Origin of the sequence: Corynebacterium pyruviciproducens ATCC BAA-1742 (assembly GCF_000411375.1) — a bacterium.
GTDB lineage: Bacteria > Actinomycetota > Actinomycetes > Mycobacteriales > Mycobacteriaceae > Corynebacterium > Corynebacterium pyruviciproducens.
In genome coordinates, this window is the sequence record NZ_KE150448.1 from 478,696 (window position 1) to 493,782 (window position 15,087).

The 15,087-nt window shown below is 59.2% G+C and carries 8 protein-coding genes and 1 tRNA gene; 1 reads left to right on the top strand and 8 read right to left on the bottom strand.

Going from position 1 to position 15,087, the window contains the following annotated elements; all coding sequences use genetic code 11:
- Positions 1 to 102 precede the first annotated feature (102 nt).
- From HMPREF1219_RS11780 to HMPREF1219_RS11810, 7 genes are all read right to left on the bottom strand, one after another.
- Complete coding sequence (locus HMPREF1219_RS11780) at positions 103 to 3,303, bottom strand: YPDG domain-containing protein (protein ID WP_016459157.1); 3,201 nt, start codon at positions 3,301 to 3,303, stop codon at positions 103 to 105.
- A 586-nt stretch (positions 3,304 to 3,889) separates the two neighbouring features.
- A complete protein-coding gene (locus tag HMPREF1219_RS11785; protein ID WP_016459158.1) occupies positions 3,890 to 8,407 on the bottom strand; it encodes a YPDG domain-containing protein in 4,518 nt (1,505 codons plus the stop codon).
- Positions 8,408 to 8,779: 372 nt separating this feature from the next.
- Positions 8,780 to 10,003 carry a tRNA guanosine(34) transglycosylase Tgt gene (tgt, locus tag HMPREF1219_RS11790; RefSeq protein WP_016459159.1) on the bottom strand — a complete coding sequence of 408 codons (1,224 nt, stop codon included), beginning with the start codon at positions 10,001 to 10,003 and terminating at the stop codon, positions 8,780 to 8,782.
- Positions 9,987 to 12,335, bottom strand: a complete 2,349-nt coding sequence (locus tag HMPREF1219_RS11795) for an MMPL family transporter (protein WP_016459160.1) — start codon at positions 12,333 to 12,335, stop codon at positions 9,987 to 9,989. The genes tgt and HMPREF1219_RS11795 overlap by 17 nt, the downstream gene beginning before the upstream one ends.
- A gap of 77 nt (positions 12,336 to 12,412) precedes the next feature.
- Positions 12,413 to 12,503: transfer RNA gene (locus HMPREF1219_RS11800), tRNA-Ser, on the bottom strand.
- A 56-nt stretch (positions 12,504 to 12,559) separates the two neighbouring features.
- A complete protein-coding gene (locus HMPREF1219_RS11805) occupies positions 12,560 to 12,766 on the bottom strand; it encodes a CsbD family protein (protein WP_016459161.1) in 207 nt (68 codons plus the stop codon).
- Positions 12,767 to 12,824: 58 nt separating this feature from the next.
- A complete protein-coding gene (locus HMPREF1219_RS11810) occupies positions 12,825 to 13,310 on the bottom strand; it encodes a nucleoside deaminase (protein WP_040427807.1) in 486 nt (161 codons plus the stop codon).
- 27 nt (positions 13,311 to 13,337) lie between these two features.
- On the opposite strand from HMPREF1219_RS11810, the gene HMPREF1219_RS11815 reads away from it, so the two are divergent.
- Positions 13,338 to 14,315, top strand: coding sequence for a prephenate dehydrogenase (locus HMPREF1219_RS11815; protein WP_016459163.1), 978 nt, complete (start codon positions 13,338 to 13,340; stop codon positions 14,313 to 14,315).
- A 3-nt stretch (positions 14,316 to 14,318) separates the two neighbouring features.
- On the opposite strand, the gene HMPREF1219_RS11820 is transcribed toward HMPREF1219_RS11815, so the two are convergent.
- Positions 14,319 to 15,047, bottom strand: a complete 729-nt coding sequence (locus HMPREF1219_RS11820; RefSeq protein WP_040427808.1) for a hypothetical protein — start codon at positions 15,045 to 15,047, stop codon at positions 14,319 to 14,321.
- Positions 15,048 to 15,087 lie beyond the last annotated feature (40 nt).

Below are 15,087 nucleotides of genomic sequence, written 5' to 3' on the forward strand. Positions count from 1 at the left end.
GGAGCTTTGTTTTTAGCGGACGTGACGAAGGCGGTCCTGCATGCCTCCTGGACGAATCCGACGTATTAAGAATACTCTCATCGCCCTCACTCTTCCTTAATCCTACTTGTCACCCGTGGCGGGCTTGTTCGCCTCCGAGGTAGGCGCCTCGGACGTAGACGACGTGGTCGACTTCCCGGACTTGTCGGAGGAGCCGCCTGCGCCTTCACCCTTGCCATCGTTGTCAGTGTCACCCAACCCGGAGGACATCCCGGTGAAGTTCCACGCCTCACCATTGATGCACTTGGTGGCGTAGTACATGCCCACGATGGAGGCAGCAGCAACGAGGCCAAGGATGGAGAGGATGCCGGCAACGTTCACGTTGGAGCCCATGGCCGCCAGCTGTGCGTTGGCGTCTTTCAGCCACTGTGGCTGATCGCCAGGCTCGGAGCTGCGCAGGCTGTTGAGTTGCGCCTGGACCGACTCCGGAAGCGGCAGGTTCACCTGCGTGGCCAGGGCGATAAGTCCTAGCGGAACGAGGTACAGCAGCGGGTTGGCGTACCAGTCCTTCGGATCAATGCACTTTTCAATGATCGTCTGCTGAGAAATAGTCTCGTTCTTCGGCGTGATGGCGAGCTCGAGTTCCTTCTGCGAGGCCTCGTTCGACGCATCCTTGGGGAAGCTGACCTTCACCTTGATGGTGGAGGTAATACCCGTGGTGGCATCCTTGGGGATCGTCACACGCGCCTTACCGGTGGTGGCATCGACGGTTACACCCCAGCCCGCCGGAACGGTCGAAGGGTCAAGCGCAAACGTAGTCCCAGCGGGGGCGACACTGTGCTCGGTGACGGAGGTCGTCGTATCGTCGAAGTCGGGGGTGACGGAAATTTCCGTGCCGGGCTGCGGGAACTGCGGGTTGTACTTGCCAATCCACGGTGCGAAGGCCTTGTCGATGATATCCGGAACCTTGTTGTTGTTCCTGTCCGTAGGCTCAACCTTGGCAGTGCCGTCAGGGTTGACGCCATTCGGCTTGACGTTGACGTCGGACTCGTCGCGGTTCTTAATGCCGTCCTCGTCGGTGTCCTCGTCACCATCGTTAATCCCATCACCGTCTGTATCGGGGTTCAGCGGGTTAGTCTTGGCAGCGATCTCATCGTTATTGTTTACACCGTCACCATCGGCGTCCGGGTCGATGTAATCAGGGATTCCGTCGCCGTCGGTGTCACGACCTTCAATGATATCGGCCACACCATTGGGGCCGTTATTGTCCTTGCTACCGGTCTTGTCGGTGATGCCGGGATCGGCGAGCCCGTCGCCGTCTTTATCGGGGAAACGGCCGTCCGGAACGACAGACTCGTCGGAGTTCTTTATGCCGTCCTTGTCAAAGTCTTCCTCACCGTCGCGAATACCGTCATTGTTGCTGTCGGGGTTCAACGGATCGAGCACACCGTTAGTGGCTTCCTCATCGTCGTTGTTGATTCCGTCGCCATCGGCATCCGGATCTTCAATGTCCGGGATTCCATCGTGATCGGTATCTAACTTCTCGATGAGATCAGCAACCTTATTGTTGTTTTTATCCGTGATCGGTACCTTAGCGGAACCATCCTTGTTGGTACCATCAACAGGTACGCCCGTATCGGACTCGTCCTTGTTGAGGATCTTGTCGCCGTCGCTATCAAAGTCACCATCGGGCACCGGCTTGCCGTCCTTATCCTTGGTGCCATTGGAGAACGGATCCAGTGGATCAAGCTCGGCAGCGATCTCATCGTTGTTGTTCACACCGTCGCCGTCTGCATCCGGATCGAGGTAATCGGGGATGTTGTCACCGTCAGTGTCCTTGAATTTGTCGCTGACAAGCACCGAATCGGCCGCCACGATGTTCGGCCCGCTCACCAGGGTAGCGGTGATGATGGTAGAGCCCGTGAAATCAGCGGGGATCTTAAGCGAGCAATTCTTCGCGTCGCTCAACGCGTTGATGTCACAGGACTTCAGCTCGGTGCCATCGCTGTTCTTCCACACGATCTTGTTGGCAAATGGCGGAAGCGTTCCGGTCAGCACGACGTCGAGCGTGGCACCGGGAAGCGCCGGCTTGTCCGTCGCGTTGTAGTTCGGAATATCGAGCGTGACTTCCTTATACGGAACGACAGCGAAGTTGACATTCTTCCACCCGCCACTAACAAAGTAAGGAACTGCTGCGGGCGACACCAACTGCAGCTCATTCGGGCTGAGGAACTGCGCAGTGGTGTACGCGCTGTAGGACTGAACGATGTTGCCCTGCGGATCACGCACAACACCGTACAGAGAATCCGGATCTGTATAGCACGGCAGCCACATGCTGTACGTGCCGTCTGCCTTCACCTTTGCGGTGGACGTGCCCATAATGTAGCCCGGATTAGCCTCAAGAATCTTCTTGGTGAAGTTCTGCCACTGGCTGCGCGGCTGGCCATACGTGGCGGCGTTGATGGCGCGGCGGCCGGCGTTGTTGAGGCCGGTGATCTCCACCGTGTAGCCCTCGGCGGCCACATCCTTGGAGCCAAAGCTCGGCCCGGTACCCAACGTGGCCTCTCCGCTCTCCAACCACACCGTGCCGGACACCCAGTTATCCGTTTGGCGGTATTCACCCTTGTTCTGGTTGAACATGTAATTTCCGGGTTGCTCAAACATGAACACCGCCGCGTTTTGGACGTTGAACTTGTTGATGTTCATCGTCGAACCGGCGGGCAGCCTGTTGCTTGCACTGAAGGACGGGTACATTCCGGGAGCCTGGCGAACCATTTCGACGGTGTTACCCCGCTCGTTAACGAACGGCTCCACCCACACGCGGAACTGATCGCCCACTTTCGGATCAAACTCGTGCTCCTGCCCAAGCGCGTCCTTGAGCTTGGGGAGGCTGAACGCCCACAGGCCGTCTCCACCCTGGTTGGCAATTCCCCACTCCACATTGTGCGTTACTGCAGAGTAAATCGGTGAAACGAAGCCATCTTTATCCATCCACTGGAGGTACACCGTGGTACCCTCCGGGAGTGCCGTGTTAGTAGAGTTATCCGGTGCCCCACTGAACGATGCGGTCGTGGAATCCATGTAGTAGCTGTGGCCGGACACCACGTAGGTGGCAAAGCGAAGGTCATTGACGTTTTTTACCTCACCACTGGCGATGGCATCGGCATCGATAGCCGCAGCTGTGGAGTAGCTCGCCTCGTTATTCCACACGCTAGCGGAATTGGCCACCTGGGCCACTACCGGTGTCGCCACCGCGTACACACTTGTGAAAGCAAGCGACACCGCCACGCCAATGGACGTTGCCCTCTTGAGAGTCTTACTCATTGTTCTCCTTGATCCTTGGGCGCGCACGCCCGGACGTTCATACATTTCACACCACGAGCCCAATGATCTGATCCCGAGTGCATCGCGTAAAAGTCTCCGCACAACCTTTTGTTTTGGAAACAATACTGCTTTAGATTTTACTCAGGTTTTTCTCAGTTTCAAGTGCTTATCCCACAACATGAAACCTCTAGCTACCCCCGTACGCTCGCATGTTAACCTCAGGTTTATCACCCCAACACTTTGCTAACATGCGAACTGAGTTATTATTAATTTCACTCTCCCGTTTTTTACCCTCTATACTGCGCCGTTAAACAGCTTCAGACAATCCACCGGGATTCATTAGTTCTTTTCTCATATTTTCTCAGTTACCCCTGCCCTTGGCGAGAGTTTCCTGAGAGGCAGTCTCATTTTCCACTGCTGGGCATAGAAAAACTCCCGAACCACCACCCGGTGGTTCGGGAGCCTCCGCAGGACCAGATGCGGAGCTTTAAATAATTCTAATGGATGGTTCTGAGGCGGTCCTGCTTGCCCTCAGCACAGTTCCGGCGTGGCGTGCACGCCGGAACTCTACTTACTCATCCTGTTGTCACTCGGTGGGCTCAGCCTCGTTGTCCGTGGAGGGTTCCTCCGTGGACTCGGGCTGCTCGGACGTCGTGGTCTCCGCAGTGGAGGTCACTGTCGTCTTTTCGGGCTGAACGCTGGAGCCGTTGTTCTCGCTGCCTTCACCCTTATTCTCGTTGGTATCAAGACCCGAGGACATGTTGCTGAAGTCCCAAGCCTTGCCGTTGATGCACTTCGTTGCGTAGTACATGCCCACGATGGAAGCAGCTGCAACCAGGCCGAGGATGGAGAGGATACCAGCAACGTTCACGTTGGAGCCCATGGCCGCCAGCTGAGCGTTAGCATCCTTCAGCCACTGAGGCTGGTTGTTCGGGTCAGTGATCCGGATCGAGTTGAGCTGCGTCTGGATGGACTCCGGAAGCGGCAGGTTCACCTGCGTTGCCAGGGCAATGAGGCCCAGCGGAACCAGGTACAGCAGCGGGTTGGCGTACCACTCGGACGGGTCGATGCAGTTCTCGATGATCGTCTTGGTATCAGCCACCTGCTTGGCGGCCGGCGTCACCTTGAGCTCGAGTTCTTTCTGGGTGGCCTTATTGGTCTCAGCCGCCGGGTAGTTCACCTTCACCTTGATGGTCTTGGTGAAGTTGGACTGAGCATCGGCAGGAACATCAACTGTAGCCTTACCGGTGGAAGGATCAACCGTCACCGTCCAGCCCTCAGGAACCGTAGCCGGATCCAGTTCGAAGGTGGTGCCAGCCGGGGCCGCGCCACGCTCGTTCTCCGAGGTGTAGGTGTTGTCGAACTCAGGCGTCACCATAACGGTGGTGCCAGGCTGCGGCTGTTGCGAATCGTACTTGCCAATCCACTTTGCAGTCTCTGCCTCGTTCATATCCGGAACGTTGTTACCGTTCTTATCGGTGATCGGAACATTGGCAGTGCCATCAGGGTTCACACCGTTCGGCTTGACGTTGGTATCGGACTCGTCCGAGTTCTTGATGCCGTCCTTGTCGGTGTCTTCTTCGCCGTCGGGAATGCCGTTTCCGTCGGAATCAGCCTTCTTCGGGTCGAGGCCCGAGCGGATCTCATCGTTGTTGTTCACACCGTCGCCATCAACATCCGGATCCTCAGAATCCGGGATGCCATCGCCATCGGTGTCAGCCTCAACAATATCGGCCGTACCGTTGCCGTTCTTATCGGTGATGTCCGGATCGGCGATGCCGTCGCCATCCTTATCAGCAACGGGACCGTCCGGAACCTCGGACTCCTCAGCGTTGGTCTTGCCATCGCCATCGGCATCCTCGTCGCCATCGTTCACGCCGTCACCATCGGTGTCGGGGTTGCGCGGATCGAGGCCAGCTTCCTTCTCGTCGGCGTTGTTCACACCGTCGCCATCAATGTCGGGATCCTCGTTATCCGGGATTCCGTCGCCATCCATATCGCTCTTTTCGGCGATATCAGCAACGCCGTTCGGGCCGTTATTGTTGTCCTTGCCGCCGGTCTTATCGGTGATACCGGGATTGGCCAGGCCGTCACCGTCGGTGTCCTTAACGCGGCCTTCCGGAACGTCGGACTCATCGGCGTTCTTGATTCCGTCGCCGTCGTAGTCCTCGTCGCCGTCCTTCACGCCGTCACCGTTGGAGTCGGGGTTGCGCGGGTCGAGACCCGCTGCCTTCTCGTCATCGTTGTTGATGCCGTCGCCATCAGCATCCGGGTCCTCGTTGTCCGGGATCCCGTCGCCGTCGGTGTCCTGCTTCTCAATGAGATCAGCGATGCGGTTGTCGTTCTTATCGGTGATCGGAACCAGGGCGGTGCCGTCCAGGTTCACACCGTTCGGCTTGACGTTGACATCCGACTCGTCGGCGTTCTTAATGCCGTCGCCGTCGTAGTCCTCGTCGCCGTCCTTCACGCCGTCACCGTCGGTGTCGGGGTTGAGCGGGTCGAGGCCAGCGGCGATCTCGTCGTTGTTGTTGATGCCGTCGTTATCAGCGTCAGGATCCAGGTTGTTCGGGATGTTGTCGCCATCGTTGTCGGCATCGATAAGATCAGCGATCTTGTTGTTGTTCTTATCGGTGATGTCGACCTTGGCGGTGCCGTCCGGGTTCACACCGTTCGGCTTGACGTTGACATCGGACTCGTCCTTGTTGGACTTGCCGTCCTTATCGGAGTCCAGCTCGCCATCGTTGACGGGCTTGCCGTCCTTGTCCACGGTGGAGGTCGGGTTCAGCGGGTTAAGACCAGCGGCAATCTCGTCGTTGTTGTTGACACCGTCGTTATCGGCATCGGGATCCTCGTTATCCGGGATTCCGTCGCCATCGGTGTCAAGCTTTTCGATGAGGTCAGCAACGCCGTTCGGGCTCTGCTTACCGTCATCGCCAACCTTGCCGGTCTTATCGGTGATGCCGGGGTTGGCCAGGCCGTCGCCGTCAGTATCCGGAACCGGAGTGGAGGGAACGTCGGACTCGTCGGCGTTCTTGATGCCGTCGCCATCCTCGTCGCCCTCGCCGTCCTTAACCGGCTTGCCGTCCTTATCCTTGTATTTACCGGAGTAGGGATCCAGTGGGTTGAGGCCAGCAGCCTTTTCGTCATCGTTGTTGATGCCGTCGCCATCAGCGTCCGGGTCGATGGAGTCCGGAATCTGGTCACCGTCAGTATCCTTGCCCTCAATGAGGTCGGCAACCTTGTTGTCGTTCTTGTCGGTGATGCCGGGGTTAGCCAGGCCGTCACCGTCGGTGTCCTTGACGGGACCCTCCGGAACGTCGGACTCCTTGGAGTTGGACAGCTTGTCGCCATCGGAATCGAAGTCACCATCGGAAACCGGGTTGCCGTCCTTGTCCTTGGTGCCGTTGGAGAACGGATCCAAAGGATCGAGGCCGGCGGCGATCTCATCGTCGTTGTTCACGCCATCGTTATCAGCATCGGGATCGAGACGATCCGGGATACCGTCATCGTCGGAATCCTTCAGCTTATCGGTGACAAGCGCGGAATCGGCAGCAACGATGTTGTTACCAGAGTGGAGGGTAGCCGTGTAAATGGTCTTACCCGTGAAATCTTCGGGAACGGTGATGGAGCAGTTATCCGCGTCCTTCAGGTCCTTGATCTCACACGTTTTGAGCTCAGTGCCCTCACTGTCGGTCCACACAATCTTATTGGGGAACACCGGCAGCGTGCCATCGAGCTTCACAGTAAGAGTGTCGCCCTTTGTGGCAGGGTTGTTGGTGAGGTTGTAATTCGGAATATCAAGAGTGACCGTCTTGTAATCCGACACAGCGAAGTGCACGTTGAACCAGCCGGAAGCATCCGGGGAGGCGATAGCGGCGGGGGCCACAGAACCCAAACGGTTCGGGGCACCAAACACCGGAGTGGTGTACGAGCTGTACGCCTGGACGATCTCGCCAGCGGGATTCTTCACCACGCCGTAAAGCGCGTACTTATCGGTGCCAGCCGGCATATTGAGCTCGTACCAACCATCGGCACCCACCTCAGTGGTGTTGGTGCCCGTGACGTACTCGGGGTGAGCCTCGATGATCTCCTTGACCTTGGTGGCCTCTTCGTCACGGGTCATGCCCTTGGTGGCGCCCTCGATAGCCTCGCGACCAGCCTCGGTAAGACCAGTGAACTCGACGGTGTAGCCAGCAGCGGGGATGTCCCCGCCAGTGGCAGAGTCGAAGCCTGGGCCGGTAGACAGGTTGGCATCGCCAGCCTCGTGCCACACACGACCCTTAACACGCGGGCCGGAGGTGTCCTTGTTCACGCTCTTGGAGAACATGTAGTCGCCCGGGAACTCGTACAGGAAGATACCGACGTTCTGCAGGTTGTTCGTGTTGATGTTCATCGTCGAGCCCGCTGGGCGGGAATTCGACTTGTTGTAGCCGGGGAACGCACCAGGGACAACGCGGATCATCTCAAGCTTGTTGCCACGCTTGCTGGGGGACGGCTGGACCCAGAACTTGACGCGGTCGCCAGCACCGGGGTTGTACTCATGCTGCTCGCCGGCGGCATCGGTGTACTGCGGGAACGCCACAGCAAAGGTACCCACGCCCCCCTGGGTTCCTTTACCCCAGTCCAGATCATGAGTCTCGGTGACGTAGATAGGAGAAACGGCCCCGCCCTTCCTATCAATCCACTGGGCATAAACCTTGGTGCCCTCGGGAACGCGGGTGTTAGCGGAGTTATCGTTCACGCCACCGAACGACGCGGTGGTGGCATCCATGGTGAAGGCGTGACCGGAAGCAATGAATCTTCCCATCTGAAGATCAAATACGCTCTTTACCTGGCCGCTAGCGATGGCATCAGAGGCGATTGCCGTCTCAACGGAGGTGCCCGGTGCTGCCTTCGCCTTAGCCTTTGCTGGGGCGGCGGCCGGAGCAGTGGTGGCGGTCTCGGCAGCGTTGGCGACGGGACCATTGCTTACTGCTTGGAGGCCGGAGACGGTCATAGCGGTTGCTACGCCGAGGGCTGTGAGGGACCGGAAGAAGCTGGATGCTCCCAATCCGGACATGGCGGAGCCAGAGACACTCCACCGAGAAATCTTGCGCTTTTTCATTGCCTGGTCCTTCTTCAAAATTTGCTTGGTGTTTGCATTCAAGGACTCACCCTCGTGCAAAACTGAATCGCATATCAACGAGTAAAACCCTTTGCTCAGACTTTACTCAGTTTCTTCTCAGGAGCAAGCACCTTAAACAGCTGAACATGAAGAAGTCCGCGAAACGCACAGCCCGCCTACACCGTTTTACCTGTGAAGATGAGAGGAAGCACTCCTCCCGCCTTGTAAGAACACTCACTATTCATGCTGGTAAAACGCAAGCCTGTGGATCCAGTTCTGAGGTTTCTTAAGGATTAGAGTTTTTTCCTAAGAACTAACCTATTGGCTAGCCCTTTCAGGGGGTAAACCACAGTGTCCGAACGGGCCCACATTCTAGGAACGAGCGTAGTAGCGCGACATAAATTCGTCGCGATACTCTTCAAATGTGCCCTGCTCAAGGTGGTGACGGATGCTATCCACGAGCTTCACCACAAAGAACAGATTGTGCATGGTACACAGGGTGCCCGCTAAGAATTCCTTAGCTTTAAGAAGATGGTGGATATAGGCGCGCGTGTAATTCTCACTGACGTAACCGCCGAGCTCAGCGTCGATGGGCGTGAAATCCCGCTTGAAGCGAGCCGCTTTCAGGTTCAAGCGACCGTCCAGGGTGTACACGCCACCGCGCCTGCCCAGGCGTGTAGGAGCCACGCAGTCAAAGGTGTCCGCACCGGAGGCCACTGCTGCGAAGATGTCGTCTGGCTCGGAAATCCCCAGCAAGTGGCGAGGCTTGTCCTCAGGAAGCTCGTCCGTCACCCAGCCGACGATGGTGCCCAGGGAGTGCTTCTCCAACGCGCCACCAATGCCGAAGCCATCAAAGCCGCGGTGACCTGCTGCGCGGGCTTCGCGGTCCAGATCCATGAGCCCGCGGGCGGCCCGCCTGCGTAGATCCTGGTATTGGGCACCCTGTACCACCCCCCACAGCTGTTGTTCGGGACGATGCGAGCGCTCATTAGAGAGACGCTCGTGGGCCTCCAGGCAGCGCTTCGCCCACCGGTGCGTACGGGCGACGGAGTTCTCCTGGTATTGGCGGGTATCGATAAGGGTGGTGAGCTCGTCGAACGCAAAGATGATGTCTGCACCGAGCTGATGCTGGATCTCCATCGACTTCTCCGGTGTGAAGCGGTGCTTGGAGCCGTCGATAACGGAACGGAAATCCACGCCGTCCTCGTCCACCCTCGCCATCCGGTCCTTCTTGGCGGCACGGATGTCCTTCTCCGTAAGGTCGGCGATCTCCATCGCAAGGACTTTCTTGAATCCCACACCCAAGCTCATCACCTGGAAACCGCCGGAATCGGTGTACGTGGGGCCGTTCCAGTTTTCAAACTTGGCCACGCCGCCGGCTTCGTCGACGATATCCGGGCCCGGCTGCAGGTAGAGGTGGTAGGCGTTGGAGAGAATCGCCTGCGCACCCGTGGAGCGGATCTGCTCCGGGGTGAGCGTCTTCACCGTCGCTTTGGTAGCTACCGGGATGAACGCGGGCGTGTAAATATCTCCGTGGGGCGTAGAGATAACACCGGTGCGCGCGGCACTATGGGTGTGATTAATGCGAAAGCTCATATTCCTTTTCCAGTTGTTCGCCTTCGATGTCGATGGTGGGCAGAATCCTATCCAGCCACTTGGGCATGTACCACGTAGCCCGCCCCAACAGGAACATAGCCGCAGGTACCAGAGTCATGCGCACGAAGAAAGCGTCGAAAAGCACACCGAAGGCCAACGCGAAACCAAACACCTTGACAAACGGGAGGGGCTGGTCAATGGAGGCGATAAACACAGCGATCATGATAAGTGCAGCGGCGGTGACCACCCGAGCACCCAAGGTGAATCCCTCCACCACACTCGCCTCCGTGGGAGTGAAGGCGCCGTGCTCATCACTGCCGTGTTTGACAAAGTGCTCGCGCATCCGGGTGACCAGGAACACCTGGTAATCCATGGCCAGGCCGAAGCAGATACCGATGAGGAAGATCGGCATGAAGCTCACCAGCGGCCCGGGCGTGCCCACGAGCCCCCACAGGCCGTCCTGCCACACCAGGATGGTGACACCGAACGCCGAGCCGACCGAGAGCAAGAAGCCGAGACCGGCGACGATGGGGACCGCAATCGAGCGGAACACGATGAGAAGCAAGACGATTGCCAGCCCCACCACAACCAGGAGATAGATGGGCATGGCCTTTTCCAGCTGCGTGGTGATGTCCTGCATGATCGGCGTGAGACCCGTAACACCCATCGTCACGCCGGTGGCGTGCTCGATGGCCTGCTGCTGGCTGCGGAGCGATTCCAACAGCCTGGTGGTGGCGTGATCTGTGGGGCCGGTGCGCGGGGTGAGCAGGAGCTGCGCGCCCGTGCCGTCCTCGTTCATCCCCGCGATTTGCACGTGCTTCACGTCCGGGTGCGTCTTGAGCTGCTGGACAATGTACATGTAGGCCGCCTCGCGCGGGACCTCACCATCGACTTTAAACGGCTGCAAAGCCTCGGCATTGGTGTTCACGTTATGGCCGTCCACCACCACAAGGAACGGCGCATCGATCCCAGGCCCAAAGGCACTCTGCATGAGATCACTGGCCTGCCGCTGCGTGGTTTCCTTATTGGCCACCGCATCAACGGGAAGCGCGAGATTGAGGTGGAGCACCGGGGTAGACATGAGGCCCAGCGCGATAACCACCCCGACAAGGAACAATCCGGGCACCCGATGCACGGTCTCCACCCACCGTCGCCCGACAGTGCGGGCCTCCGGTTGCTGAAGTTTCTCCTGGCGGCGGCGCAAGAACGCGGGCTGCCAGCCAAACACCTTGCCACCGAACACGCCCATGATGGCGGGCAGCAGGGTAAGCGCCACCAGCACGGCCACGAGCACCGTGAAGGCGGCGGAAATCCCCATCCAGCTGAGGAACGGGATGCGCACCAAAGTCAGCGCTATGAGCGCGACAAAGACGGTAGTGCCAGCAAAAACAATGGAGCTGCCCGCAGTTCCCACCGCCATGCCTGCGGCCTCGTCCCAGGGCATGCGCCGCTTTTCCGCCCGGAAACGAGCCAAGATGAATAGCGCATAATCAATGCCCACGGCCAGACCGATCATCATGGCCAAAACCGGGGTGGTGTTATTGAGACTGACAAACCGCGTGGTGAGAAGGATGGCACCCATGCCCAGGCCCACTCCCGGCAGCGCCGTGAGGATAGGTACGCCCGCCGCGACGACGGAGCCGAAGGTAATGATGAGCACCATGAGGGCCACGATGACGCCGATGGCCTCAGATGTGGTCTTAATTGTGATCGGATCTGCAAAGCCGGATCCGTTGGCCTCAACGCGCAGGCCGCCTTCCTGCCCCAGGCGAATGGCCTCATTAATAACCATGCGGTGTTCATCTGTCACATCACCAGTGGTGGGAACATCAATGTTAAAGCCCGTGTAGGCGATAGTTTTATCCGCAGATACCCGCCCCAAATTGTTGGCGTCTTCAGTGGCGGTTTCTTCCGGCAAACCGGCCGACACCATGCCGTCGATGACGCCCTGCTTCAGCAGCGGATCAAAGGTGATGGGATTGGCAAACATCTCCGTGCCGGAGATGGGAGTGAGGTTCTCCTTTATGTAGTTGATGGTTGTATCCATCGCCGCCATGTTCTGCGGCTCGTCGAGGGTCTCACCCTCCGGGGCTTGGAAAACAATGTTCACCGACGATGCGGCAACAGGATTCGGCTGGCCCGGCCACAGGTCCTCGATCATCATCGCAGCGTTGTACGAGGGGGTGCCGGGGATGTTGAAATCGTTGGAGAAACCCTTTTGTAGCACGCCTGCCGATCCAAGCACGGCGGCGAGGATCATCGTCCACGCGGCGATGACCCACCACTTCTTGCGGTAAGACCAGCGTCCCACCTTGAACAGGAATCTAGCCAACCCTCTGCAACTCCCATCGACTTTCTTGCAACAACAATAAGGCCTCGATGCGCGGTAGCACGCATCGAGGCCTTTCGTGGCGGTGGCGAGGGGATTTGAACCCCTGGTTGGGGGTTACCCAACACTCGCTTTCGAGGCGAGCACCTTCGGCCGCTCGGACACGCCACCGTCTAAAGACAGTAATTGACAGGTGCCCGAACGACCAAATCGCACGCTAAGACGAGTTACTTCTTATCGTTCTGGAAGGCGCTGAGGATCTTGTCGCCGGCCTCCTTGACCTTATCGCCGAGCTCTTCTATACCCTGCTTGATTTCGGACTTGACCTGGTCGGCCTTGCCCTCAGCCTCGAGGCGCTCGTTACCGGTAGCGTCCCCGAAGGCCTCCTTGGCCTTGCCGCCGAGCTCTTCTGCCTTGTTCTGAATGTCACCCATGACCGACTCCTTTCTTTCGATGTTTAACTAACTACCCAATAAATCCTACGCGAGTTTCTTAATCCTCGCCGTGGGGCGAGCGCCTCTCGCGGAAGAATTCGAGGAGGGGCCGGGCGCAGGTGTCGGCAAGCACACCCCCAACAACCTGGACTTTATTGGGCAGCGCAGGCTCCCGAACAACATCAATGACCGAGCCCACGGCCCCCGTTTTCTCCTCGTAGGCGCCAAAGACAAGCGACGGAATTCGCGCCGCCAGCAGCGCCCCCGCACACATCGTGCACGGCTCGAGGGTGACCACCAGCTCCGTGTTCTCGAGGATCACATCGCCACGGCGCTTGGCGGCCATTCGGATCGCCTGCACCTCCGCATGCGCTGTGGGATCGCAGGTGTGACGACGCGCGTTGACACCCCAGCCGAGGATCTCGCCGGTCGCGTCAAATACTGCGGCGGCGACAGGGACATCGGTAAACGGCGGGGTGAGGAGGCCAAGCACTGTTCGCATCCGTTCCTCGCGCCGCCGGTGGGGCAGGTTAACAAGCACCATAGCCCTTAACTGTGCCACACTTAGCCCATGAACGTTCACACAGTCTCTCGCCCCATCTGCATCATTGGGCTCGGCCTCATCGGCGGTTCGCTGCTCCGCGACCTCCACGCTGCCGGCCACCCCACGTTCGGTTACAACCGCACCACCTCCCGCGCCGAGGAGGCCCGCGAGGAAGGCTTCGACGTCTCCAGCTCGCTCACCGAGACACTCGCCCGGGCTGAAAAGGAGGGCGCCCTCATCGTCATCGCCGTGCCTGTCCCCGGCTTTCCGCACATCCTCGATCGCATCGCCAACGAGGCCCCAAGCTGCGGATTCACCGATGTTGCCTCCGTCAAAAGCGCCATCCTCCAGGCCGTGAAGGAACGCGGCCTGGAGGGGCGCTACGTGGGCAGCCACCCCATGGCCGGCACCGCCGATTCCGGGTGGAAGGCCTCCACGACCGGGCTGTTCCAGGGCCGCGCCTGGGTGGTGTGCTACGACCAACTGGAAGAGGGCGACGTAAGCGACGCATGGGCCGCGCTGTGGGGCGACGTGGCGCACATGGCCGGGCTTGTCGGTGCCGAGGTGATCCCCACCCTCGCGGATTCGCACGACGCCGCCGTCGCCCGCATCTCGCACCTGCCCCACGTCCTCGCCGAGGCGCTCAGCGTGGTGGGCGACAACGGTGGCGCCCTATCCCTCTCGCTCGCCGCCGGCAGCTACACCGATGCCACCCGGGTCGCCGGCTCCAAAGCCTCCCTCGTGCGCGCCATGTGTGAGACCAACGCCCCCAAACTCATCGAGGTTCTCGACGAGGCCCTCGAGCTTCTCCAGGGCGCCCGCAACGATCTCGCCGGTGACCAGCCCTCGCTGGAGGAGCTTGTCGACGCGGGCTACCGCTCCCGCATCCGCTTTGACGCGCGCTCCGGCCTGCGCCCCGTGCTCCGCGTCCACCCCGGTGCCGACGGCTGGGTTTCCATCCTGCGGCAGGCGGAAGCCATCGGCTCCCGCGTCGAAGTGTTCTAGCCCCTAGCTCCAGATCGCGTGCGGGTTGGGGACAATCTTGCCGTGCGTCTTCTTCGCCGGCGGCTTCATGACGATGTAGTAGCACAGGATCGCCGTCGCCGCCGGCGTGATAATGCTGTGGGAAATGGCCGCCAAATCCGAGTTGATGAGGTTCAACGCCCCCGTAAGGAACATCACGATCTGCACCACCAGCAGGTAAGGGAAGCTGCGGCACACCACAACGAGCGTGGCCAAGAACGCAGAGGCGATAATCGCGTGCGCCCAGGGGATCCACTCCATGAGGTCAAAGTGGATTCTGCCCAGCCACGCGTTCTCCCCCATCGCCGTGGTGAGCGTTCCCAGGATGACAACGAGCTTGTACTGGATAACCACCGCCATCATCGGGCGGGTGGCCTGCGGCAGGCGGACGGGCGTGAGGAAAGCACCCGCCAGGCCGACAACATACAAAGTGGCCAGATCATGGACCACGAGGAAGAGCAGCGCCCCCGGCACATCCATCACCACAAGGCACAGCGTCACCGCTTTGAGCAGCGAAAACACCACCATGTAGAAGGCAAGGTAGCGCTTCATCCCCTTGGATCCAGTGGCCATGATGCCACTTAAGACGCAACACGTAATACAGACGAGGAGAGTTACCCACATCATGGTGGACAGTCCAAACGACCTCCACATGCTGTTGGCCAGCGAACTCAGCGTCACCAAAGCGACTACCACGATGGCGTACTTCCTCATGGTTAATACCATAACCGCAGTTGGCAGATAATTGTAACCA